General features: G+C 54.1%; 20 protein-coding genes and 1 pseudogene. 8 read left to right on the top strand and 13 right to left on the bottom strand.

The window, feature by feature from the left end; genetic code table 11:
• Positions 1-17: 17 nt before the first annotated feature.
• The 7 genes from AC2FI7_RS17565 to AC2FI7_RS17595 all read right to left on the bottom strand — a co-directional run bounded on the left by AC2FI7_RS17565 (position 18) and on the right by AC2FI7_RS17595 (position 5,875).
• Positions 18-362, bottom strand: a complete 345-nt coding sequence (locus AC2FI7_RS17565) for a cupin domain-containing protein (protein ID WP_010442245.1) — start codon at positions 360-362, stop codon at positions 18-20.
• Positions 359-724, bottom strand: a complete 366-nt coding sequence (locus AC2FI7_RS17570) for a cupin domain-containing protein (RefSeq protein ID WP_010442244.1) — start codon at positions 722-724, stop codon at positions 359-361. The genes AC2FI7_RS17565 and AC2FI7_RS17570 overlap by 4 nt, the downstream gene beginning before the upstream one ends.
• Complete coding sequence (locus AC2FI7_RS17575) at positions 721-2,007, bottom strand: nucleotide disphospho-sugar-binding domain-containing protein (RefSeq protein WP_010442243.1); 1,287 nt, start codon at positions 2,005-2,007, stop codon at positions 721-723. Before AC2FI7_RS17575 ends, AC2FI7_RS17570 begins: the two co-directional genes overlap by 4 nt.
• Before the next feature lie 24 nt (positions 2,008-2,031).
• Positions 2,032-3,045, bottom strand: coding sequence for an ABC transporter ATP-binding protein (locus tag AC2FI7_RS17580; RefSeq protein ID WP_259462661.1), 1,014 nt, complete (start codon positions 3,043-3,045; stop codon positions 2,032-2,034).
• Between the two features lie 44 nt (positions 3,046-3,089).
• Positions 3,090-3,872: an ABC transporter permease gene (locus AC2FI7_RS17585; RefSeq protein ID WP_171126719.1), complete on the bottom strand. Its 783-nt coding sequence runs from the start codon at positions 3,870-3,872 to the stop codon at positions 3,090-3,092.
• Positions 3,872-4,726, bottom strand: a complete 855-nt coding sequence (locus tag AC2FI7_RS17590) for an ABC transporter permease (protein WP_010442240.1) — start codon at positions 4,724-4,726, stop codon at positions 3,872-3,874. The genes AC2FI7_RS17585 and AC2FI7_RS17590 overlap by 1 nt, the downstream gene beginning before the upstream one ends.
• A gap of 78 nt (positions 4,727-4,804) precedes the next feature.
• Positions 4,805-5,875 (bottom strand): polyamine ABC transporter substrate-binding protein, encoded by a 1,071-nt coding sequence (locus tag AC2FI7_RS17595; protein ID WP_010442239.1) that lies wholly within the window; start codon positions 5,873-5,875, stop codon positions 4,805-4,807.
• Between AC2FI7_RS17595 and AC2FI7_RS17600 the strand changes: the two genes are divergently transcribed.
• Together AC2FI7_RS17600 and AC2FI7_RS17605 are read left to right on the top strand one after the other, a co-directional pair.
• On the top strand, positions 5,859-6,977 hold the full coding sequence (locus tag AC2FI7_RS17600) for a GntR family transcriptional regulator (protein ID WP_139056611.1): 1,119 nt from the start codon (positions 5,859-5,861) through the stop codon (positions 6,975-6,977). The genes AC2FI7_RS17595 and AC2FI7_RS17600 overlap by 17 nt on opposite strands.
• A 7-nt stretch (positions 6,978-6,984) precedes the next feature.
• A complete protein-coding gene (locus tag AC2FI7_RS17605; RefSeq protein ID WP_496833530.1) occupies positions 6,985-8,280 on the top strand; it encodes a nucleotide disphospho-sugar-binding domain-containing protein in 1,296 nt (431 codons plus the stop codon).
• 209 nt (positions 8,281-8,489) lie between these two features.
• Here the strand turns inward: AC2FI7_RS17605 and AC2FI7_RS17610 are convergent, their stop codons facing one another.
• Positions 8,490-9,257 carry a helix-turn-helix transcriptional regulator gene (locus tag AC2FI7_RS17610; RefSeq protein WP_010442236.1) on the bottom strand — a complete coding sequence of 256 codons (768 nt, stop codon included), beginning with the start codon at positions 9,255-9,257 and terminating at the stop codon, positions 8,490-8,492.
• 153 nt (positions 9,258-9,410) lie between these two features.
• Here AC2FI7_RS17610 and AC2FI7_RS17615 point away from each other — a divergent pair, with 153 nt between their 5' ends.
• The 6 genes from AC2FI7_RS17615 to AC2FI7_RS17640 all read left to right on the top strand — a co-directional run bounded on the left by AC2FI7_RS17615 (position 9,411) and on the right by AC2FI7_RS17640 (position 14,987).
• Positions 9,411-10,511 (top strand): ABC transporter ATP-binding protein, encoded by a 1,101-nt coding sequence (locus tag AC2FI7_RS17615; RefSeq protein WP_260026517.1) that lies wholly within the window; start codon positions 9,411-9,413, stop codon positions 10,509-10,511.
• Positions 10,512-10,545: 34 nt separating this feature from the next.
• Positions 10,546-11,709, top strand: coding sequence for an ABC transporter substrate-binding protein (locus AC2FI7_RS17620; RefSeq protein ID WP_010442234.1), 1,164 nt, complete (start codon positions 10,546-10,548; stop codon positions 11,707-11,709).
• A 38-nt stretch (positions 11,710-11,747) separates the two neighbouring features.
• Entirely contained in the window at positions 11,748-12,599 is an 852-nt protein-coding gene (locus AC2FI7_RS17625) for an ABC transporter permease (protein WP_010442233.1), read from the top strand.
• Positions 12,600-12,606: 7 nt separating this feature from the next.
• Entirely contained in the window at positions 12,607-13,428 is an 822-nt protein-coding gene (locus AC2FI7_RS17630) for an ABC transporter permease (protein ID WP_010442232.1), read from the top strand.
• Between the two features lie 18 nt (positions 13,429-13,446).
• Positions 13,447-14,205: an SDR family NAD(P)-dependent oxidoreductase gene (locus AC2FI7_RS17635; RefSeq protein ID WP_010442231.1), complete on the top strand. Its 759-nt coding sequence runs from the start codon at positions 13,447-13,449 to the stop codon at positions 14,203-14,205.
• A 101-nt stretch (positions 14,206-14,306) separates the two neighbouring features.
• The gene (locus AC2FI7_RS17640) at positions 14,307-14,987 is read left to right on the top strand and encodes an IS6 family transposase (protein ID WP_496816371.1); all 681 of its coding nucleotides are present in this window, start codon (positions 14,307-14,309) and stop codon (positions 14,985-14,987) included.
• Positions 14,988-15,042: 55 nt separating this feature from the next.
• Here AC2FI7_RS17640 and AC2FI7_RS17645 read toward each other — a convergent pair.
• From AC2FI7_RS17645 to phnA, 5 genes and pseudogenes are all read right to left on the bottom strand, one after another.
• Positions 15,043-15,309 (bottom strand): annotated as a pseudogene (locus tag AC2FI7_RS17645) (IS6 family transposase); the annotation flags it as partial.
• A gap of 527 nt (positions 15,310-15,836) precedes the next feature.
• Positions 15,837-17,501, bottom strand: coding sequence for a Na/Pi cotransporter family protein (locus AC2FI7_RS17650; protein WP_496816372.1), 1,665 nt, complete (start codon positions 17,499-17,501; stop codon positions 15,837-15,839).
• 214 nt (positions 17,502-17,715) lie between these two features.
• Positions 17,716-19,068, bottom strand: a complete 1,353-nt coding sequence (gene pbfA, locus AC2FI7_RS17655; RefSeq protein WP_496816373.1) for a (R)-1-hydroxy-2-aminoethylphosphonate ammonia-lyase — start codon at positions 19,066-19,068, stop codon at positions 17,716-17,718.
• A gap of 103 nt (positions 19,069-19,171) precedes the next feature.
• Positions 19,172-20,635, bottom strand: a complete 1,464-nt coding sequence (gene phnY / locus AC2FI7_RS17660; protein ID WP_496816375.1) for a phosphonoacetaldehyde dehydrogenase — start codon at positions 20,633-20,635, stop codon at positions 19,172-19,174.
• A 3-nt stretch (positions 20,636-20,638) separates the two neighbouring features.
• Positions 20,639-21,883: a phosphonoacetate hydrolase gene (phnA, locus tag AC2FI7_RS17665; RefSeq protein ID WP_496816377.1), complete on the bottom strand. Its 1,245-nt coding sequence runs from the start codon at positions 21,881-21,883 to the stop codon at positions 20,639-20,641.
• Positions 21,884-21,895: the final 12 nt, after the last annotated feature.

Below are 21,895 nucleotides of genomic sequence, written 5' to 3' on the forward strand. Positions count from 1 at the left end.
TGACAGGCATTGCGCCGTTAGCGGATCATGTACACTTTCTTGACCGTCTCGTGGACAGTGCAAACGCCTTTCCAGTCCTGCGGAAAAAAGGCCGCCGTATCGGGCGTAATCTCAATTACCTCGCCGCTTTCATGGACATAGGTACAGCGGCCTTCCAGAAAGTGGCAGAACTCGTCCTTGGTGACGTGACATTCCCACTTACCGGGAGTGCAGACCCAAAGGCCGCATTCGGACTGGCCGTCAGGCCCCTTGTGGATCAGCTTTCCCGAGGTGCGGGATTGCCCTTCAATCATCGTCGGGATTACCCCCCAATCGACAAGATCAGTCTGCTGGAGCGGGTTTTGCATACGTGGCGTGGTCATGATTCAGGTTCGCGATCCGTTAGGTAGTAGGTGTTGCGCAGTGTTTCCTCGACCGTGCATTCCCCTACCCAACCGGCGGGGAATAGTACGGCCGTTCCGGGCGTAACTTCGATGCTTTCGCCTGCATCCGACCGATAGACCGCGCGGCCCTGCACAAAATAGCAGAACTCGTCACGCGGAATCGTTAGGCGCCAGCGCCCTGGAGTACAGACCCATGCGCCGATCTCCGGTCGGTTGTCAGGACCCTTGTGAACCAGCATACCCGATGAATGAGACTGGCCTTCGATCATGTCCGGCTGTAGCCCCCAGTCCGTGAGGTCGGTGCGAGTCGAGATTTCGGAAAGATGCGGGGCGCTGCTCATTCCGCGGCTTTCAGGATGTCGTCGAGAATGCCGGCTGCCTTGGTCGGGCCATGCCGTGACTGCATATGAGCAGAGGTTGCCGCCATCTTCGCCTGCATTCCTGGATCGTTGATACATTTGTCGAGGGCAATAGCCAATTCATCATCGGTCCAGTCGTATCGGTGAAACCCGAACCCGTGGCCAGTTTCCTGAACACGAGTGGCGTTATCGTGGCCGTCCCAGACATAGGGCATAATGATTGCCGCTTTGCCGAAATACAGGCACTCGGTGAACGAGTTGTTACCGCCATGATGTATCACCGCGTCAACCTGCGGAATTACCGAAGGCTGGGGATACCAACTTTGTATGTGCACGTTGTCAGGAATTTCTGTGTATTCATCCATGTAATCCCCGACATTTACGAGCGCCCGGTAGGGCAGCCTGGAAATGGTCGAAATGATCCTTTTTAGCAGGTCGGTGTCGCCTGCACCAAGTGACCCGAAAGATACATAGAGAAGTGGTTTGTCATTGTTGGACTTAAACGTTGGCACCTCAAAGGATTCTTCTTCGCGTACGCAACCTTCAAGATACTGGAACCGGTTTGGGTCCAGCGGGTTCTGTCGTTCGTACTTTGCAGGCTCGGGATAAAGCAGAAGGTTCATTGTGGGCGACGCTTCGAAAAACTCTCCGATCGGATAGGCCTCTTCGTTGCATCTGGCCAGGAACGCATTGTAGTCGTCGTGGATCGGCTTGATCACCTCGTGGAATTTAGCCTCATAGGCCGCCATGCCCTCGCGGTCATCCACCCGGCAGCCTGACAAGTGCGGCGGCACAATCGGGTCAGGGATTTCGTTTTCGGAACATGAGATGATCCGCACCCACGGTACGCCGAACTGCTTGATAGCCGGGAACATAATGACATTATCCACGCAGATCATATCTGGTTTGATTTTTGCCAGTACATCGGGCAGATCTTTTTGCGCCCATTTTGCGCTGTCGACGATCGCCTCCCAGCAATCCTTGACGTAGTTATCGATCTGGTCAATCGGGGCTTTGCGAAAATTTGGGATGTGACCGTTGATGAAATCCTCCCAGAACTTTGCCATCGCCTCGGGTTCCATCGGCTCGGACAGGGCAACAGGATGCGCCTCAAACCCATAACCTTCATATACCTCGACAAAGCCGGGATCGCTTAGAAATACAGCCTTATGGCCCAGTTTCTCGCAGGCCTGCGCGATGCCAACCGAATTCAGCGCAGGGCCAAAGGCAGCTTCGGGGAAGAAGGCGATGGTTTTCTGTGACATTGTAGGTCTCCCGTTAGATATGGCTTAGCAGTTGGGTAGGATGCGGGAATGTTTCGCGTCCCATACGCAGTAGACATCCTGACCCGGCTGGATACTTTCACGGTCGGCTTGGCCGGCTGGAACGCGGGCGGACAGGGTGCTCCTCCCGCCGCGAACACGCACATGCACACCCAGGTCTGACCCGTGATAGGCGACTTCTTCGACAGTGCCGGGAAGGCAGTTGCGCCCATCTTGAGGGGCGGTCTGCATCAGGCTGACCCGTTCCGGGCGCACAGCAATCGTGGCGGCACCGCGCAGCTCGGAAACGCCCCTCAGCATTCCCGCCCCGTCGACATCGACACCGCCATCCACGGCGTTACCATTCAGGAAGTTCATCACGCCGATAAAATCTGCAACAAAGCGCGATCCGGGGTGTTCGTAGAGCTCGTGAGGAGTACCGACCTGCGCCAGCTTACCATCATGCAAGACCGCGATCCGGTCGGCCATGACCAAGGCCTCTTCCTGGTCATGGGTCACAATTAGAAATGTAATCCCCACCTCGTGTTGCAACCGTTTGAGCTCCAGCTGCATCTCTTCTCGTAGTTTCTTGTCAAGAGCTGAAAGGGGCTCATCCAGCAACAGGACTTTTGGCCTTTTGACCAGCGCGCGCGCCAAAGCAACCCGCTGTCGCTGCCCACCAGAAAGCTGATCCGGCTTGCGCCCGGCAAACCCCGAAAGTTTCGCACTTTCCAGAACCTCAGCTACTCTCGTGGCAATTTCGTCCTTAGGCAATTTCTCCATTTCTAACCCATAGGCGATGTTTTTTTCGACGCTCATGTGCGGAAACAAGGCATAGGATTGGAACATCAGATTCAGGGGCCGCCTGCTGGGACGTATGTTTGTCACGTTCTGCCCGGCAACGATAACCTGTCCTTCCTGTGGCGTTTCGAAGCCCGCCAGCGTCCGCAATAGTGTGGTCTTGCCGCAGCCCGATGGGCCCAAAAGTGCAAAGAACTCGTTATCGCGAATATCCAGTGAAACATTGTCGATCGCGGTCACCAAACCGTATCGCTTGGTTATATTCCTGAGTTGAACCCCTTGGTTCATCGGCTGAAAACCTCTTTGTCGGTACGCTGTGCGAAGAAGACCAGCGTGAATGAAACGAACATGACGATGGTAGCCATCGCATTGATTTCCGGCGTGACGCCAAATCGGATCATTGCGTAAATCTGCATCGGCAACGTGGTCGAGGATTGCCCAGCACCGGCGGTAAAGAAGGCAATAATGAATTCGTCCACAGACAGGGTGAAAGACAACAGCGCCCCGGCGATAACCCCCGGCGCGATGGCGGGCAGCAGGATGCGGCGAAAGGTGGTGAATTCGCTGGCCCCAAGGTCGGCACTGGCCTCAAGTATCGAATGGTCGAAATTGCGCATCCGCGTACGCACCACGGCGACAACAAAGGCTATGTTAAATACGACATGGCTGAGGATGATCGAATGAAGCCCCAGCGTCATGTTGAGTAGGGTGAAAAAGGACAAGAGCGCGATGGCCAGAACTATGTCGGGGATGATCATCGGTGCGAACAGAACCGCGTCTAGAACTGAAGAATTATGCCGTGTCTCGACACCGACCGCCAAAAGCGTGCCGAATATTGTCGCCAGAACGGTCGAGATTAAGGCCACGATTAGCGTGTTGCGCGCCGCCGACAGTATTGGATCCGCGGTAAACAACTTGCCGTACCATTCCAACGAAAACCCGGTCCATACAGTTGGAAGTCCGGCCCGGTTAAAGCTTAACGCCATGAGCACAAGGATCGGCACATAGAGAAAGGTGTAAAACAAAACCAGGTGCAGCTTCAGGCCCATGTTGGATCGGTCCCGCATCAGTCCTGCCCTCTCTGTCCCGCTGCGCGATTGGCCAATACCGCCTGTGCGAACAAAAGCCCCATCATAATCGCAATCAGGAACATCGACAGCGTTGCTCCGAACGGCCAGTCGCGGGCGCTCAGGAACTGGTCATAGATCAGGTTTCCAACCATCTGAAGTCGCCCGCCACCAAGCAAATCGGGCGTAATGAAATTGCCGATCGACAATACAAAAACAAAGACACCACCTGCCGCAATGCCGGGAACGGTCTGTGGCAGTATCACCCGGTGGAAAGTGGTCCAAGCGGGAGCTCCAAGATCTTCCGAGGCTTCTATGGTTTCGACATTTATGCGGTTCAGCGACGAATAGATCGCCAGAACCACAAAGGGGGTGTAGTTGTAGACAAGCCCAACGATCACCGCGAAATTGTTATAAAGTAGAGACAGCGGCTCATCGATCAAGCCTGCCCCCTGGAGAGTATTATTGATCAAGCCCTCGCGGTTAAGCATCACGATCCAGGCGTAAGTGCGGATTAGGTAGTTGGACCAGAACGGCAGGATCACCAAGATCAGCAAACCGGTCTGCCAACGGCGCGGCGCCAGCGTGATGGCATAGGCCGCCGGATAGGCGATCAGGATCGCGATTATCGTGGTCAGAAATGCGATCTTGGCTGAGCGTAAGAAGATCCCGAGGTAAAGAGGATCGGTGGCCCGCACAAAATTCTCAAACGTAAAGACGTGGTCGATACCGCCATAGATACCGCGTTCAAAGAACGCATAGGTAAAAATAAGGCCACACGGCACCACCATAAGAAGCGCAAGCCAGCCCAGGCCCGGCCCCAGCAAGATCACCGATTTCAGTCGATTGGTCATATACTTGGCAATCTGTGGAGTGAGGTCGTACAGGCCCGACCCTTTGTTCGGGTCGGGTTTTGCTCAGGGTTTGATCACTTACTGTGCGGCCATGATTTCGGTCACGGTCCGTGCAAAGGGTTTCTGGCCATTGCCGAGATCGCGCAACTGCTCGTACTTGGTAAGGTCTGCAGGCGACATTCCCATATTCGGGAAGGTTTCGATTAAGGACGGGTCCAGCGCCTCCATCGCAGCCTTGTTCGGCGTTTTGTAAAGGATATTGCTGGCAACCCAGACACCGACGTCCGCGCCCAAGACATAGTTCACAAAGGCATGCGCCGCATCTTTGTTTTCAGATGCATCCGCGATGACTAGCGCATCCACCCACAGATCCGATCCTTCTGATGGTATCGTGTACTTGATGTCCGCGTTTTCACCGATGCCGTAGTTGCACCAGCCATCCCAGGCGTGAACCATCGTTGCCTCGCCCGATACCAACTTCAGATAAAAAGTTGCGTCGTCGTAGGCCAGCAGATCCTGCTTCGCCGCAACCAGCAGGTCCTTTGCAGCCGCCAACGTCTCATCCGACGTATCGTTCAGCGACTTTCCGAGGGCTAGCGCAGCAGCCCCCATCAGCCAGCGATCCGTCGAGAGCATTGTCACTTTGCCTTTGAGGTCGTCAGAGGGTTTGAGCAGATCGTTCCACGAAGTTGGCTCTGGCATCAGGTCTGACCGGTAGCATAAGCCCGTCGTGCCCCAAGCGTATGGCATTGAATAGTTGTTGCCCGGATCATGGGCTAGTTCTTTAGCTTCGTCATACAGGTTAGAGGCATTCGGAACCTTGTCGTGGTCGATTGCAGCCACCAGCCCCAGGTTGTTTAACGCCTCGGCAAAAGGCGACGAGACGAAAAGAACGTCGTAGCCCTTTCCTCCACCGGCTACGACCTTGCCCATGATTTCTTCGTTAGTGCCATGCACCGAGAGCTCGGCCTCGATACCGGTTTCCATGGTGAAATTCTCCAGCAGGTCCGGCGGCATGTAGCCGTCCCAGTTCGAGATCACGATTTTTTCTGCTTGGGCCGCTCCGGCGAATGCGCTGAGTGCGCAGGCCGCCCCGGCGGTGAGCCAAGCAAATGGCAAACGGAACGAATTGGTGAACTTGTTGGTCATGTCTTCCTCCCTTGACATCCGCGCTCGCTTCTGGGGCGAGATATATGATGCAATCACGGTATTTTTTGATGAAATAAAACTCAACAATTTTTTGAATCATTTTTGTATGGCCCGGAGAAGCCATTTAAGATACCGTTTTTATTGTATATTAACTGAGTATGACGAAAGCCGTCTTCTTATGTCACCAAGCAAATACTTGAAACTTGCTCAAAAAATACTGGATGTTGCGATGGATCTCGATTTGCATCAGGGCGACAGACTGGTGGAAAAAACCCTTGCTGATTCGTGCAGCGTCTCTCGCACTCCGATTAGATCCGCATTGAGGCTGCTGGAAAAGGAGGGGATGGCACGCAAAGCGGCAGAAGGCGGGTTTGTCCTAGAATGCGAACCCGAAAAGGGGCATTCGATACTCAACCAGCATGCGGTCGGAGCAGGTGTGGATCTCGCTGGTGCCATCCTACGAGATCGCGGCGCCCGACGCCTGGACGGTGCCATCAATGTCACAGACCTGATCCGCAGATATTCGGTTTCCCGCAGCGCTGCACAGCGTGCGCTCGAAGCCCTCCTGGCCCAAGGCGTGATTCAGAAAGCCGAAGGTCAATCCTGGGTTTTTACGCGCATGCCGGGAGACCGCTCCGGACGAATAGAGAGCTACGAATTTCGTCTGATACTGGAACCGCAGGCCATTCTGTCCGACGGTTTCAAGTTGGACACCAAGCGCGCCGATCTGGTCCGCAGCCAGACCGAAGCGCTTCTGGCGCAGTCGGAAAACTCTTTCAATAGCCAGGATTTCCAGGACGCGGATCTTGCCTTTCACAAGCTCATCGCTCGATCGTCCGGAAACCAGTATCTAGCTTCTGTTCTCATGGCCCATCATGGGTTGCGCCACCTGCCAGGCGGATCATTCGGTATGATCGACTTTCGGATGAGGCAGGCGCTCGATGAACATCTGCGTATCCTTGATTTCATCGAACAGGATCATTTCGATCTTGCGGCGGATCAGATGAGGTTGCACTTGCGGCTTTCAATGCACCAAAGGCCCAGCGTCGCCAATCGTGGTGCTCCGGCGCTAGTCCAAGCAACCCGCGGGTCAATCCGGTGATTGAATGATGAACCGCAAGGAAGCACCCGTAATCGCGTTTTTCCCCGAAGCTAGTTTTGGGGCTGCACTGAATTGTGTGGGGATCGCCCAGGAACTGCGCGCAATGGGTGCACACCCCGTTTTCCTCACCCACGGTGGCTTTGGTGGCGTATTCGCAGATTACGGTTTTGACGAGTTCGCCGTCCCTGTTCAGTCAGAGTTGACAGAAGAGGAAACCCAGACCTACTGGCAGGAATTCCTGAGCCATCATCTGCCGCATTTTAACATGCATCCAACTGACCAACTGACCACCTATGTAGAGCCCGTTTGGAACGCAATCGTCGAGACAGCGGAATCGGTCGAACAGGGTTTGGAAACGGCGCTAGAGCGGATCAACCCAGATGTCGTCGTCCTCGACAACGTCATCATGTTCCCGGCCATCGTACGATCCGAGTGCCCATGGGTCAGGGTTATTTCTTGCGCGGAAACCGAGTTGCCAGACAACTGCCTACCGCCGTACCTGTCCGGTCTGCCGGCATCTGACGCTGCCGGGTGTGCGGCATTTCGAGACCAGTACTTGGAGACCCTTGACCCAATTCATGCGCGCTACAACAAATTTCGCCAGGATAAGGGGCTTGAGCTATTGCCTGAAGGTGAGTTCGTAGAAACATCACCGCATCAAAACCTTCTTTTAGCGCCATCTATCATTCGCCATGATCGTGATCAGGTGCTGGACTCTGGACAATTCACCTTTCTCGAAGGCTGCGTTCGCCAGGAAGGTCCTTACCGTGTACCTCAAATGCCCCGTAACAACGGGCCTCTGGTGTACGTGAGTTTTGGCAGCCTCGGTGCAATGGATGTCTCATTCTTTGAAAGCCTGTTCGACGTATTCAAGACATTGGACATGCGTTTTCTGATCAATGTCGGCGCACAGATCGATGCCTATTCCAGAGTGCCGGACAATGTTCATCTGCAGGAATGGTTCCCGCAGCCTTCCGTGGTTGAACAATGCGATCTTTTTATTCACCACGGCGGCAACAACAGCTTTTGCGAAGCGCTGTATTTCGGGGTCCCGTCGCTAATCCTCCCCTATTGCTGGGACGGACATGACAACGCCCAGCGGGCAGTCGAAACCAGTGTCGGACTCAGGCTAAATCGATGGGATTGGACAACGGAGCAGTTGGAGAATGCGATTAACCAACTACTTGGGGATGCGGAGATGAAGTCCCGGCTGGCTGCGAACTCCGAGGTCATGCAGTTGAGAAAGTCGGTTCAGTTAGCTGCTCAGAAAATACTGGATTGTGTAAATCCTAATCGAATCTAGGATATTCCCGTCGGTCATCCGTTTTGTCATGAAGGATGGAAGGGTGCATCGCAATGATCTCTAAATCACTGAACCTAAAGTGTCGGTTTGGGCTCGAGACAGACGCTCGCTGAAATGTCGCGAGCGGCAGCAATGCGGGACGTTGCAGCCATCCGCATTTTTACTCCAAAGAACCGCAGTCAGCCCAAAGTGGGTGTTCAAGGAACCTTTTAAAGTGCCTTTTCAATGAACTTTGAAAAAAGCTCACCCTGCGAATTGATCCTAAGTTTCGCGTAAATGTTGCGTCTGTGGATGCGGACTGTGCCTGGAGAGATGCCGAGAATTGTGCCGACAGCTTCTGCCGAATGACCCTTCAACGTGAACTCAACGACTTCTCTTTCTCGTGGCGTCAGAACGCCATCGCCAAATGCCTGGAAAGCAAGATCGACGCGACGACTAACGCCATTCGCTGCGGCGCCGCGGGTCATCGTTGGAAAGTCACTCCAATGTTTGCAACAGGCTGCCCGAACGAGCGGCCATAGAGCGTGCAAATGACGAATTTCCTTGGCTGAAAAAGGCTTCACTGATCGCATGAGCGAGACCACAACCATCCCAGTGCTTGGGATATCGATAAAGTAGCCAATCTCCTCTGCTAACCCAGTCCTTTTGTAATAGCTGCGATAGTATTCGCCCTGATAGAACCTGTCCGGTGCGATATCGCGCATGCGGTACAGACCCGGTGTTATCGGTTTTGTCGCGGCCAAAAAAAATGGATCAAGTACGTAGGGCCCTGCTTGGTAATCCTGAACAAAAATACGCCGTTTGCTTTTGGGAAAATCGTCGTGAAGGTCTATAGGTGCTTCGGTTCCGACATGGCCAAACACCACTGTAAAATCGAATGGTGCGACCTGCCGCAAGCCATCTGCTAAAGCACATGGAAATTCTGGGGTTCCGATCTTCTCCACGACCCTGCCGGCCTCTTCCATCCAATCGAACACACGCTGCTCCAGATTTTCGAAAAGCGGCTTTATACCCCAATTGTGGTATATACAGCTAATCGGGGTTATTGTTACTTTTTCCCTGTTTGAGTGGTATGCCAGTAAATGCCAAAAAATCAAGCAAAAGGAAAAAGGCAGTATATGAGCTTTGACATGAGCGTCACCATGCAGACGATTGCGGAACTCCGCGGAGTGACTAAGACCTTTGGGAATGTGGTCGCTGCCAAAGACCTGAATCTTTCCATTGGGAAAGGAGAGTTCCTGTCGTTCTTAGGCCCATCTGGTTGCGGCAAAACCACTGCGCTTAGAATGTTGGCAGGTTTCGAGAAGCCAACCGAAGGTCAGGTGTTGCTCGATGGAGAAGTCGTCAACGACTTGGATGCGCACCATCGCCCAGTCAACATGGTGTTTCAGCACTATGCTCTTTTTCCTCACCTAAGCGTGTTCGACAACATCGCGTACGGCCTGCGCCAACAACGACCACATGTAGACAAACAAACAATCGCGACAAAGGTTGAGCAAGCGCTGGAAACTGTCCGTCTTGGTGGGTTTGGCCCACGTCGCATCTGGGAGATGTCTGGTGGTCAGCAGCAACGCGTCGCTTTGGCGCGTGCGATCGTAAACGAGCCCAAGCTTTTGCTGCTTGATGAACCAATGGCTGCTCTGGATCGAAAGCTTCGAAAAGAAATGCAGTTTGAACTGCAGAACCTGCAACGACAACTGGGAATAACTTTTGTCCTCGTCACGCACGACCAAGAAGAAGCGCTTTCAATGTCCGACCGAATTTGTGTGATGGAAGGCGGCAGTATTGTGCAGGTTGGCAGCCCACGCGAACTCTATGACATGCCCCGCAGCCGCTACGTGGCTGGATTTGTAGGCACCTCAAATTTCTTTGATGCAACTGTGACTGACTCAGCAGCCGACCAAATTACTGTGCGTTTAGCGAGTGGCCAAAAGGTGCACGGAACTCCGGAGATTCCAATAGATGCCGGGCAGGAAGTGTGCGTTAGTATCCGTCCTGAACAGATCACGCTGACCCGCGCGCTACCCACAGCTGAAATCGCTCTGCCAGTTACCATTCAAAATCGGATCTTCCTTGGGGAGCACACAGAATACCTTGCGCGCAACGAAGCACTGGGTGATTTCCATGTACTTGTGCCAAGGCAAGCGGAATTGAACGAGGGGACGTTCAATGCAGGAGAGCAGGCCTTTGTTTCATGGGGCGAAGGCGCACTGCTGATCCTGGAAAAATAACAAATCCCGCAATCCAACAACAGAGAGGTTCACAATGACCAAGGATAATGGGACTATTTCCAAGCAAAAGTTCATGGAAGAGCTTCGCCGGTACCAAAAGGGTTCGGTTACACGGCGACATTTCTTAGGCGTGACAGGTCTTGGGATGGCAACGGCCGTTCTGGGCACGGCCATTCCTGGGTTGCGTCCACGCCCGGCATTTGCTGCCGGGGACATTGGCGACCGAGTGATCCTCGCCACATGGCCGAACTACCATGACGAGATGAACTTCGAAGCCTTCACGGAAGCCACTGGCGCCCATGTTCAGGTCAATGTTTTTGGCTCGAACGAAGAGATGTTGGCAAAACTACAGGCTGGAGGGTCTGGCTGGGACGTTTTTGTTCCAACCAACTACACAATCACTACGTATGTGGGTGAAGATCTGATCATCCCGCTCGATACGTCCAAACTGCCAAACTACGACGCAGGTTCATTCGAACAGCGCTTTTCCGATGCCGGTTCTGTCGATGGCCAGCTTTACGCGGTCCCAAAAAACTGGGGCACGACTGGCTTTGCAGTGAACACCAGCAAGCTTGACGGCGCTCCGACTCCAACCACATGGAAAGAGTTCTGGGACCTTACTATGGAAGGTTACTCAGGCCGGACAATGGTGCATGATTACCAACTCACCACCATCGGTAATGCCCTGAAATACTTCGGCTACTCCTTCAACTCGGTCGATGAGAAGGAACTGGCGGATGCCGAGAAATTGTTGCTGGATGCCAAACCGCATCTGTTTGCAATCTCGTCGGATTATCAGCCACCGATGCGTAACGGTGACGCCTGGATGACGATGTGCTGGACAGGTGACGGCAAGCAGATGAATGTCGACATGCCTGAAATCGCCTACGTTCTGGGAGCCGAGGGCGGTGAACTCTGGTCCGACTACTACGCTATTCCTAAGGGCGCACCCCATATGGATGCCGCTTATGCCTTGATCGACTTCCTGCTGAACCCGGAAGTTAATGCGAAAGAAGTCCTCGCTCACGGCTATCCATCGGCTGATGCTCGCACCAATGCGTTGCTGCCGAAGGAACTACTGGAAGATCCGATCCTTTATCCGGCAGCTGACCTTCTGAATGCACTCGAGTTCGGCGCGGCAGCTACACTAACAGATCCAAACCGTGCCGAGTTGCTCGCCCGCTTCAAGTCGGCCTAAGCGCCAAGGTCGCCAATATCGGAAAAGACGAGGACAAAATGACCGAACGAGGCAGAAAAGCACTGTTGCTGGCTCCAGCAGGAATATGGCTTTTGGTAATGCTAGCCCTTCCTCTGCTGGTCGTCTTCGTCTTTTCCTTTGGCGAACGGGGTGCCGCCGGAGGCTACGTTCCAGCGTTCACGTTGGAACAATATGCCAACCTTCCTGCGCGATGGACGGCGTTTAAGAACACTTTGATCCTTGCACCACTGGGGACTATCGCTGCGTTGGTAATTGCCTACCCGCTCGCCTACTTTCTTGCAGTGCGTTGTTCACCAAAGTGGAGAACTTCGCTGTTGATCCTAGTGATCGTGCCGTTCTGGACATCGATCCTGATCCGGTCATACGCTTGGATTTTCATCCTTGGGGGGCGTGGCTTGCCCGCTTTACTGGAGTCGATCGGCATCGATGATATCCGCCTGATAAATACGCCGTTCGCTGTGCTTGTCGGGATTGTCTATGGGTATCTACCTCTGATGGTTTTCCCGATTTTTGTAAGCTTAGACAAACTGGATAAACGCCTTCTGGAAGCATCGGCTGATCTCGGCTCTACCCCATGGCGTACGTTCCGTCAGGTGACACTTCCTTTGTCGGTACCTGGTATCGCAACTGGCTGCATGCTGGTCTTCATCTTGCTGATGGGCGAGTTTCTGATCCCAGCGATCTTGGGCGGCGGAAAGGTCTTTTTCGTCGGAAATGCGCTGGTGGACCTGTTCCTGCAGTCTCGGAACTGGGCGTACGGATCGGCGGTCGCAATGACTTTGGTTGTCGTAATGCTTGTCACTGTCTCAATTTACATGAAATTCATCTCGCGCCTGGGTGGCCAGCGCCAAGATGTCTCGCTGATGTGAGGGTCCGATGCGCTTATACGCGATTTGCGTCTACCTTTTTCTCTATATTCCAATCGGCATCATCGCGCTTTTCAGCTTTAATGCCGGACGACACGCAAGCCAGTTCATGGGGTTCTCGACCCAATGGTATGGTAAAGCGCTGAACAACCCATTTGTAATGGACGCGCTCGAGACCAGTCTGCTTGCGGCATTCATAACTGCTTGCCTCGCATCCACTCTCGGAACCATGGCGGCCATCGCTTTACAAGGGGTTAAGGGATGGCTCCGAACTTTGTTTGATGCGATGATTTATATTGCGATAATGATACCCGGTATCGTCATCGGCATCGCGACACTCATTGCCCTGGTCACTGTATTCGGCTGGCTAAACCCGCTTCTTGCAAGCCTATGGCCCGATGGAGCAAATCCCCCGCAACTTTCCATGGGGATGCCCACGCTTGTCGCCGCACACACCATGTTCACAATGGCGCTGGTCATAATCATCGTACGTGCAAGGCTATCGGGTATGGACCGCGCGCTCATGGAAGCTTCGGCTGACCTCTTTGCGACGCCCTGGGGCACCTTTCGACAGGTGACCCTGCCGTTGATAGCACCGGCAATTTTGGCAGGCTTCCTGCTCAGCTTCACTTTCTCATTTGATGATTTCATCATCGCGTTCTTCGTAGCTGGCTCAGAAACAACCCTGCCAATCTACATATTCTCATCCATCCGGCGCGGCGTAACACCCGAGATCAATGCCATCGGCACTATGGTTATGGGCGCGTCGCTCTTGTTGCTCGTAGCAGCGCAGCTGCTTTTGCGCCGAGGCGCCTCAAAATCGAATAATTAAATAAAGGAGCCAAGTGACATGCGGCTTGCAGGTAAGGTCGCGCTCGTTACGGGCGCGGGATCAGGAATTGGTCGGGCGGGTTCAATGGCAATGGCACAAGAGGGTGCGAATGTTGTGGTAACCGATCGCGATGCAACACTTGCTGAAGCCACTGTGGCCGCGATCGTTGCGCAGGGAAATCAAGCATCTGCCATACAGCTTGATGTGACCGATGACGATGCGCTTACCAAAGCCATAGACGAAGCAGTAAAAAACTTCGGTCGGCTTGACGTGTTGCACTCTCATGCTGGGTTGCAGATCGAAGGAACGCTGGAAGAAGTGGAACCAGATGGAATGGATGCTTCTTGGGCATTGAATGTCCGCGCTCACTTCATTGCCGCGCGCGCAGCCGTCCCCCATATGAAATCACAAGGTGGAGGCAGCGTGATCGTCACGGCCTCCAATTCGGGGGTTCAATACGACCGGGGTATGATCGCCTATGCGACTACAAAGCACGCAGCTGTTGCGATGGTCCGGCAGATGGCAGCCGACTACGCTGTCCATGCAATCCGTTTCAATGCCCTTTGTCCAGGATTTGTAGACACCCCCTTCAATGCAGGCTTCGAAAAGCAGATGGGTGGCCGTGCCAAACTGGAAAGCTACATCGAGCAGGCGATCCCTATGAGTCGGTGGGCGACAGTTGAAGAGATTGGCCATGGGATCGTCTATTTAGCTTCAGATGAATCCGCTTTTATGACGGGGCAAGCCTTGGTTATCGATGGCGGTGAATGCATTTAGTGATGGGTTAGACCGGATCTGTTGCAAACTTTTGACCGTTGACGCTCATAAGTGCTTCGAGTGAATGGATATCGAAATATTGAAGTCGAAAGTCAGTTTTTATGATCTCTTTCAAAGGCGCGCAGTATCCGAAGGATGTGATCCTCTTCGCTGTGTTCTTCTATGTCCGATACGGTGTGTCATATCGCGATCTAGAAGAGATCATGCATGAGCGAGGCGTTGCAGTGGATCACACGACGCTGAATCGCTGGGTGACGCGGTATGCAGGCGCAATCGGTGAAGCGGCGCGTCGTCGAAAGGGACCGTGCGACCGCTCCTGGAGAATGGATGAGACTTACATCAAGGTGAAAGGCAATTGGGTCTATCTCTATCGAGCTGTCGACAAGCACGGCAAGACGCTTGATTTTATGCTTTCCCAGCGTCGAAACAAACTCGCGGCCACCATGTTCTTCGCCCGAATGCTGGAGGTCAACGGCCTTCCGAGAAAGATAGTCATCGACAAAAGTGGAGCTAACACCGCTGGCCTCAAGGCCATCAACAAGATGCTGAAAGGTTTTGGTTGCCCGGTCCCAATTGAAATGGTGAGGCGGAAATACTTGAACAACATCATGGAACAGGACCATCGTTTCATCAAAAGACGAACCCGCCCGATGCTCGGCTTCAAGTCTCTTGCTTCGGCATCAGCGACTCTGGCGGGCATCGAGGTGACGCACATGATCCGTAAAGGCCATTTCACGCCCGGAATCTGCCCGTTTCGTCAATTCTCCGAGTTGGCAACCTGAACTGAAGCGATCGCAGAACTATTTGGCTGACCTAAAACTTTGCAACGAAACCCTTGCGACCTGAGATTTTCACGACAACTTCATCCAGATGCCAGACATTGCCTGGACGCCCTTGTCTCTCCCGCAAGCTTCGCGCAATCACTGGTCCGAACTTGATGACCCAACGCCGGACAGTTTCGTAAGACACGTCGATCCCACGTTGCAGCAACATCTCTTCAACTTCCCGAAAGCTGAGATTGAACCGGCAATACAGCCACACCGCATGCGCGATGATTTGAGGTGGAAAGCGGTGGCGCTTGTAGCTGGCGGGAGGCGATTTCATCGATGCCAACTACGTTCAAATCTGGGCGCGAGCAACCGAACGACGGTTAATGTGACAACACCAGCGCAGCAGCTTCAGAATGTCTTCGTCCGAGTATCGCTTCCGAGCCATCCCTTGTTCCCCTTTCTCGGCCAAAGTAGTGGTCCAATTTCAGGGGGCAAAGACAAGCCTAGAATCTAAGGTAAATAAAATGTTGTGACCTTTTCTGATGACCCAACGTGGACGCTATCCTCATTACCGACCTGTTGATCTTTGGGTTTCGATTCGTTTCCAGAATCGTGGCATGACCGAGTGTCTCTATGGTCGTACATAACCACGCCTTTTTTGAGTCGTTCTTGGCATACTTTATAAATAGATCGGGGCCAACTCAGGATGTTCTGACGCGTACGTTCAAACATAGCTTTTCCAAACTTTGGACTATCATTTTTCTCTACCCAGAGTACTTGGGCAATCTCTTGAGTCAAACAAACTTCCAAATAACATTACCTTTTGACTTGAGATTTTGCGAGCGTTCTTGATCTCAGTAACTAGTTGGCAATTTCGTTGATCAACCTAGTCTCCAGCAACTGACCGTTTCGATACAGGACCGGGTAGGCGATTGAAGCGATGTGGCTGTTAAACTCGCGGAACGCCCGCAAGGTTTCCAGATGAATGTCGCTGGTCTCGAAGCTTTCCGTTGTGCCGTGCTGCAACCGGCGCAGGTGCCGCTTGCGGCTATCTCGTTCCACGCGTTTGATCTCGGTTTTTTCAAGGCTGAGAAGCCGGGCGCTTTCCAGATCGTCCGAAATCAGCACATTCGATGCCAGTTTCATATTGGCCAGAATTCCCTCGTGCATCTGAACCAGTTCCGACCAGCCTTCCTGCGAGAAGCTTGATCCCTTGGCGCGCATTTCGCTGGCCAACACTGTCAAGCGTTTGGCGACAACATCTCCTGCTGTTTCCAGCCGGATCGCAAATTCCATTAAATCGCGCGCGGTTTTTGCATCCCGTTTTTCATATATCTCTGAGGGCATCGCAGCAACAAAGGCTCTAATACCCGAAAGGCATCTGTTTACGTCCTCGTCAATGGCTTGAACCGAGCGGATCTGTTCTTTTTCTCCGCTCCGGTACAGTTCCAGGACAGGACGGAACATGGTTTCGAGAAAGTCACTCATCCGCAGAAGCTCACGCTTGAGGCTCGGCATGGCCTGGCTCGGGTTAGCCACATTTTCCATGTCCAGTGCGCTGGTCGGGCGCGCTGGTCGGGGTTCTTTTTCTTTCTTTTGGTCGGGCAAGAGCCTTTCGAACAAGCCCTCCACGCGTCCGCAAAACGGAAGAGCCAGAACCAGAAGCGACAGGTTAAATGCTAGATGTACGTTGACCAGCATCTGGCCCCCTTGGGGGTCGCCCAACAGCCCGGTCCGCAAGGCGAAGTTAGCCGCGAACAATGTCACTAATGCCCAACTGCCCCGTAGCGCCAGATTGGCAAAGGGTATACGCCGGGCAGTCACGGGCATCCCTCGCGTCAGCCAGATCGGAATGAAGGCAGAGCCGAAATTCGAACCAAAAACCAATGACATGCCAGCGGTAAACGGGATTGCGCCAATCTGCACAAGCGTCACGCACATAAGGATGGCCGCGACCGAAGAATGCATGACAAAGGCCAGCGCACCGCCGACAAGGAAGGCGGTAATATAGTCGCGGGCCAAATAGTCCGCTACCGCGGGTAGAAATGCGCTGTCGCGAATGGGATCCATCGCTTCGCGCAGGAACCTGAGAGAGATCAGGATAAAGGCAACACCCATCAGGATGCGCCCCAGTTGTCGGGCTTTTTTAGCCTCGGTCTTAACGAACAGATAGCCGCCAACGGCCAGCAGCAACGGAACAAGCCAGTCCAGTTTGAACGACAGGATCTGAATGATCAGTGCCGAGCCCAGATCGCCGCCCAGCACAATTGCCAGCCCGGCCGGAAAGCTCAGCAATCCGCTGGCAGCAAAACCCGAGCTCAACAGAGCGACCGCCGCCGAGCTTTGCAGCACCATCGCCATCACCACACCCACTAGCGAAGCTTGCAGGTAACTGCGTTGTTGCGTCATCACCCGCTGGAACGACGCGCCGTAGCTGCGTTCTATCCCGGTACGCACCATGCGGACCGCGTACAGCAACAGCATGGTGGCCCCTGCGAGGCTGATCAGGAAGGTGACAATCGCCATACTTCACTCCGACTTCAATATAGGCTCAGTTCACCGCAGCTCTTGTGCGATAATCTGCAAGTAGCTTTTACTTTTTTGACCACGGCGCCAGAAACGTCGGGTTCAATCAACTTCGCGATGAGCGTCCGCGCCGTGTCATCCGCGTCAGGCTTTGATCGGTTTGGAAGGTGCTCCTCCGCGCTAAAGTTTTGCAGGGCGTACGCGGACCGACCGGTCAGACCTCGTTTTCAATCGCTGCAACTACAATATCGATTGCCCGGTCTAGTTCACCTTTCGAAATGGTCAGTGGCGGCGATAACGTAAGAACGCATCCCTGGCTGATCTTGTAGCTCAGCCCCGCTTCGAGACAGGCATAATAAATCCGTTCCGCGCAGGCATTTCCAGGTGTCTTGGTAACGCGGTCCTCGACGATCTCGATCCCGAACATAAGGCCACGGCCCCGGATGTCGCCAACGATGGGAACGTTTTGCAATGCGTCCATCAGGCGGTTTATTGCATGTTCCCCTAGTTCTGATGCGCGCTCAACCAATCCCTCATCCTCAATGATCTGCAGTGTAGTCAATGCTGTGCGGGCGGTAACGGGGTTCTTTTCGTGCGTGTAGTGTCCGATGGCAAAATCGCCGCAAACATCCAGATTCTTGCGGGCGATACAGGCGGCGATGGGGAGGATACCTCCGCCCAGCGACTTGCCGATGGTGACAATATCGGGAACGATCTCGTCATGTTGGAACGAGAACATTTGTCCGGTCTTGCCCAAGCCGGTCGGAATTTCGTCCAAAATGAGCAATGCGCCATGACGGTCGCAGATCTCGCGCACTCGTTTCCAGAAACCCGGAGGCGGCACGATGGGAACCGCACGCATCGCTTCGGCCACCACGGCACAGATGTCACCTTCACGTTCGAGCACATAGTCGATCATGTTTGCGCAGGCTTCTGCGCTGGCCTCAAGCGTCGTGTGACCATATGGACAACGAGTGGGGTGGAAGGGGGCCACGTGCTCGGTCCCCGGCAAAAGCGGACCGGCGATATGACTGCGGAAAGTGGCCTCGCCGCCAACGCTCGCTGCTCCAAAGCCCGCTCCATGGAAGGCGTCCCAGAAGCTGAGCGTCTTGAAGCGACCCGTAGCCGCGCGAGCGATTTTAAGGGCCACTTCATTGGCGTCCGAGCCGCCGGTGGTAAACAATACCTTGCCCAGATCATCAGGGGTGATGGCGACCAGCTTTTCGGCCAGTTCCACCGCCGGGTCATTGGTGAAACGGCGCGGGGCAAATGGCAGGTCGTCCAGTTGATCCTTGATCGCCTGCACTAACCGAGGATGGCCATAGCCGATGTGATGCACCGAGTTGCCATGGAAATCCATGTAGCGGCGGCCATCCATGTCCTCGATCCAGATCCCTTCCGCTTTGGCAATCGTGCTGACGCAGGGGCTGGACAAGGATTGATGCAGGAACACATCCGCGTCGCGTTTTAGCAGTGGCGACGATTTGGGTCCGATAGACTTCTTCAGCCAAGAACTGCGGGCTTCCGAAGTATTCGATTCCCCTTCGGTATGAACAATCTGTGGCATATCCGTTCCTCGCGGTCGCTTCGTAAAAGACGCGGACCCCGAAAGGTCCGCCAGTAGGGGAGGAATTTTGAAGCCCCGCCCGCTAACGGGAAGGGCAGGATTGTCAGCCGGGCCAGGGCAATGAATAGGTTTTGACGTTGGTAAAGAACTTCATCGCTTCAATGACGCCTTCTTTGACGCCATTGCCGCTGTCCTTGATGCCGCCAAACGGAGACATCTCGATACGATAGCCGGGCTGTTCCCAAATGTTGCAGGTGCCGACGTCCAACCCGTTGATATAAGAAATTGCGCGGTTCAGATCGTTGGTGCAGACGCCCGAAGACAGACCAAACTCGGTCGAGTTTGAAATCGCCATCACCTCTTCATCATTGTCGGGCACACGCACAATGGGGACGATCGGGCCAAAAGTTTCCTCCATGACCAATTCACTGTCATGAGGTACCTTGTCGACCACGATAGGTGGCAGCAGCGCGCCCTGACGACCTGGGTGATAGAGGATTTCGGCACCCTCTTTCTCTGCCTGATAAACGCGGTTTTCAAAGACCTCTGCTGCCTTGTCATGGATCACGCAGCCTAGTTCGGTTTCCGGGTCTTGCGGATCTCCAAACTTGATCTTCTTGGCTTTTTCCAAGACCAGCGGTACGAATTTGTCCGCCACGCATTCCTGCACCAAAATGCGTTTGACCGCCGTGCAGCGCTGGCCGGAGTTGCCGGTCGCGCCCGCAACCGCAATTGTTGCCGCCTTGTCCAGATCCACATCGCTGAGATCATTCAAAACAATTAGGGGGTCGTTGCCGCCGAGTTCCAGCGCTTGTCGCTTATATACACCCTTTTCAGCAATCATCTTGCCGACCGGTACACCACCGGTGAAGGTGATGATATCGATATGATCGTTGGTGATCATTTCATCCCCGATGTCAGCGGGCCAGCCGGTGACGACCTGGAACATCTCATGAGGTAATCCCGCCTCATAGAGAATGTCAGCTAAAGTCAGCGCTGTCAGCGGCGTCAGTTCCGTCGGTTTGCAGACCATGCAGTTGTTGGTCGCGATAGACGGAGCAATTTTGTGGCTGACCATGTTCAGCGGGTGGTTGAACGGCGTGATAGCACTGATCGCGTTTACGGGTTCTCGCGTCGTGAAAATCTTGCGGGCTTTGCCATTGTGGGTCAGATCGCACGAAAATATCTCGCCGTCGTCTTTCAGCGCTTCGGCGGCGGCAAACTGATAGACGTCCTGCGCGCGTTTGGTTTCATAGATTGCGTGCTGATGGCAGATGCCAAGTTCCAGCGTCAGCCATTTGGCCAGATACTCACGCTTTTCTCCGATCAGTTCTCCCGCGCGCTGCAGGATCTGGCTGCGTTCATACCGGGTAAGTTTCGGCTTGTAGTTCGCCGCAATCTCGAAGGCCTTGCGCGCATGTTCAGCGGTTCCGGCCGGGACATAACCCACCACCTCGTTGGTATAGGGATAGAGCACCGGAACGGTTTCGTCAGTGAAGACAACTTCACCACCGATCCGCATCCCCTCGTTTCGTATTTCGATGTTCGACATGGTTTGATCTTTCATGACTTACTGTGCCGCCGCTGTGGTTGCGTAGAAAAAGGCGTCGAAGTTGCGTAAAACCGGCTGGTTCGGCAGGTCGATGACACGGTTCACGATGAACGGAACCTCCTGCTCGGTCAAACCGCCATGGCTGCGCAGCGGTTCCTTCAGGGCCGCGAGATCATGGCGGTGCTCGGATGTGCCAATGCAGATGTTCTCACCAGAAACCATCACGATGTCGCCAATCCGGTCGCCCGGCAGCTCGAATTGCTCAATGGCTTCGGCCTTGGTCAGTACATGGGTTATTCCCTCGGTCGCCCTGAGTTTGGCAATGATGTCGTTCTGATCTGCGCCCTCGGGCAGATAGGCCGTTGCGAACGAGCCCAATGCACCGTGATGCACCACATACGGGTCGGTAATCGGCAAGATGACGCGCGCCGCGTCCCTACCAAGCCATTCGTCCATCAGATCCTGTGCGTAGACAACGGCGGGGGACCCATCAGCCAGGTGCTTTGGCTTCATGCCATGATCGGCGGTCACAACGATGGCCGCACCCAGCTCGTCAAGCTCGCCCAGATAGCGGTCAAACATGGCATAGAAATCAAGTGCACCCTGCTGTTCGGGGGCGAACTTGTGCTGAATATAGTCCGTAGTCGAAAGATACATCACGTCGGGCTTGAACTCTTTCAGCAGCTTGACGCCAGCGGCGAATACAAACTCAGACAATTCGGCTGAATAGACCTCGGGGACGTCCATGCCCAGCCATTTGCTTGCATTGTCGATCCCGTGTTCGGCTAAAGTCGTCTCGCCCGAGCGTTCCGAAGAAAAGGCAACGGCCCGACCTTCGTCAAATTTTAACCCAGCGCCGAGCAAGGCGCGCAGCTTGTCCTTGGCGGTAACCATGGCGACGCGGAAACCAGCATCGTAGAATTGCGAGAAAATGGTCGGCGCGCGCAGGAACCGCACGTCGTTCATCATGACCTCTTCACCGCTGTCAGGGTCGATCAAATAGTTGCCGCAGATACCATGCACGATAGGCGGCCGGCCGGTGGCGATCGACAGGTTGTTGGGGTTGGTGAAGGACGGGATCACGGAATGGGCCAACCGGTCGGTACCGGTCTCGCGCATCCGCTTAAGGTTGGGCATCAGACCCTTGGCTATTGCGACTTCCAGGTATTCCGGCTCGCACCCATCAAGGCAGATGGCGATTGCGGGCACTTTCGGCGTCGGATAGACGCGTTCGTTTGCTTCAACGGGTGTTTGGATGGTCATCTTATTATGTTC

Source organism: Ruegeria sp. YTSA064, from assembly GCF_059610325.1.

Excerpts from the sequence above, each read along its gene's own strand:
- AC2FI7_RS17565 (WP_010442245.1), bottom strand. The coding sequence starts at position 362 with ATGACCACGCCACGTATGCAAAACCCGCTCCAGCAGACTGATCTTGTC.
- AC2FI7_RS17570 (WP_010442244.1), bottom strand. The coding sequence starts at position 724 with ATGAGCAGCGCCCCGCATCTTTCCGAAATCTCGACTCGCACCGACCTC.
- AC2FI7_RS17575 (WP_010442243.1), bottom strand. The coding sequence starts at position 2,007 with ATGTCACAGAAAACCATCGCCTTCTTCCCCGAAGCTGCCTTTGGCCCT.
- AC2FI7_RS17585 (WP_171126719.1), bottom strand. The coding sequence starts at position 3,872 with ATGCGGGACCGATCCAACATGGGCCTGAAGCTGCACCTGGTTTTGTTT.
- AC2FI7_RS17590 (WP_010442240.1), bottom strand. The coding sequence starts at position 4,726 with ATGACCAATCGACTGAAATCGGTGATCTTGCTGGGGCCGGGCCTGGGC.
- AC2FI7_RS17595 (WP_010442239.1), bottom strand. The coding sequence starts at position 5,875 with ATGACCAACAAGTTCACCAATTCGTTCCGTTTGCCATTTGCTTGGCTC.
- AC2FI7_RS17605 (WP_496833530.1), top strand. The coding sequence starts at position 6,985 with ATGAACCGCAAGGAAGCACCCGTAATCGCGTTTTTCCCCGAAGCTAGT.
- AC2FI7_RS17615 (WP_260026517.1), top strand. The coding sequence starts at position 9,411 with ATGAGCGTCACCATGCAGACGATTGCGGAACTCCGCGGAGTGACTAAG.
- AC2FI7_RS17620 (WP_010442234.1), top strand. The coding sequence starts at position 10,546 with ATGACCAAGGATAATGGGACTATTTCCAAGCAAAAGTTCATGGAAGAG.
- AC2FI7_RS17625 (WP_010442233.1), top strand. The coding sequence starts at position 11,748 with ATGACCGAACGAGGCAGAAAAGCACTGTTGCTGGCTCCAGCAGGAATA.
- AC2FI7_RS17630 (WP_010442232.1), top strand. The coding sequence starts at position 12,607 with ATGCGCTTATACGCGATTTGCGTCTACCTTTTTCTCTATATTCCAATC.
- AC2FI7_RS17635 (WP_010442231.1), top strand. The coding sequence starts at position 13,447 with ATGCGGCTTGCAGGTAAGGTCGCGCTCGTTACGGGCGCGGGATCAGGA.
- AC2FI7_RS17640 (WP_496816371.1), top strand. The coding sequence starts at position 14,307 with ATGATCTCTTTCAAAGGCGCGCAGTATCCGAAGGATGTGATCCTCTTC.
- AC2FI7_RS17650 (WP_496816372.1), bottom strand. The coding sequence starts at position 17,501 with ATGGCGATTGTCACCTTCCTGATCAGCCTCGCAGGGGCCACCATGCTG.
- pbfA (WP_496816373.1), bottom strand. The coding sequence starts at position 19,068 with ATGCCACAGATTGTTCATACCGAAGGGGAATCGAATACTTCGGAAGCC.
- phnY (WP_496816375.1), bottom strand. The coding sequence starts at position 20,635 with ATGAAAGATCAAACCATGTCGAACATCGAAATACGAAACGAGGGGATG.
- phnA (WP_496816377.1), bottom strand. The coding sequence starts at position 21,883 with ATGACCATCCAAACACCCGTTGAAGCAAACGAACGCGTCTATCCGACG.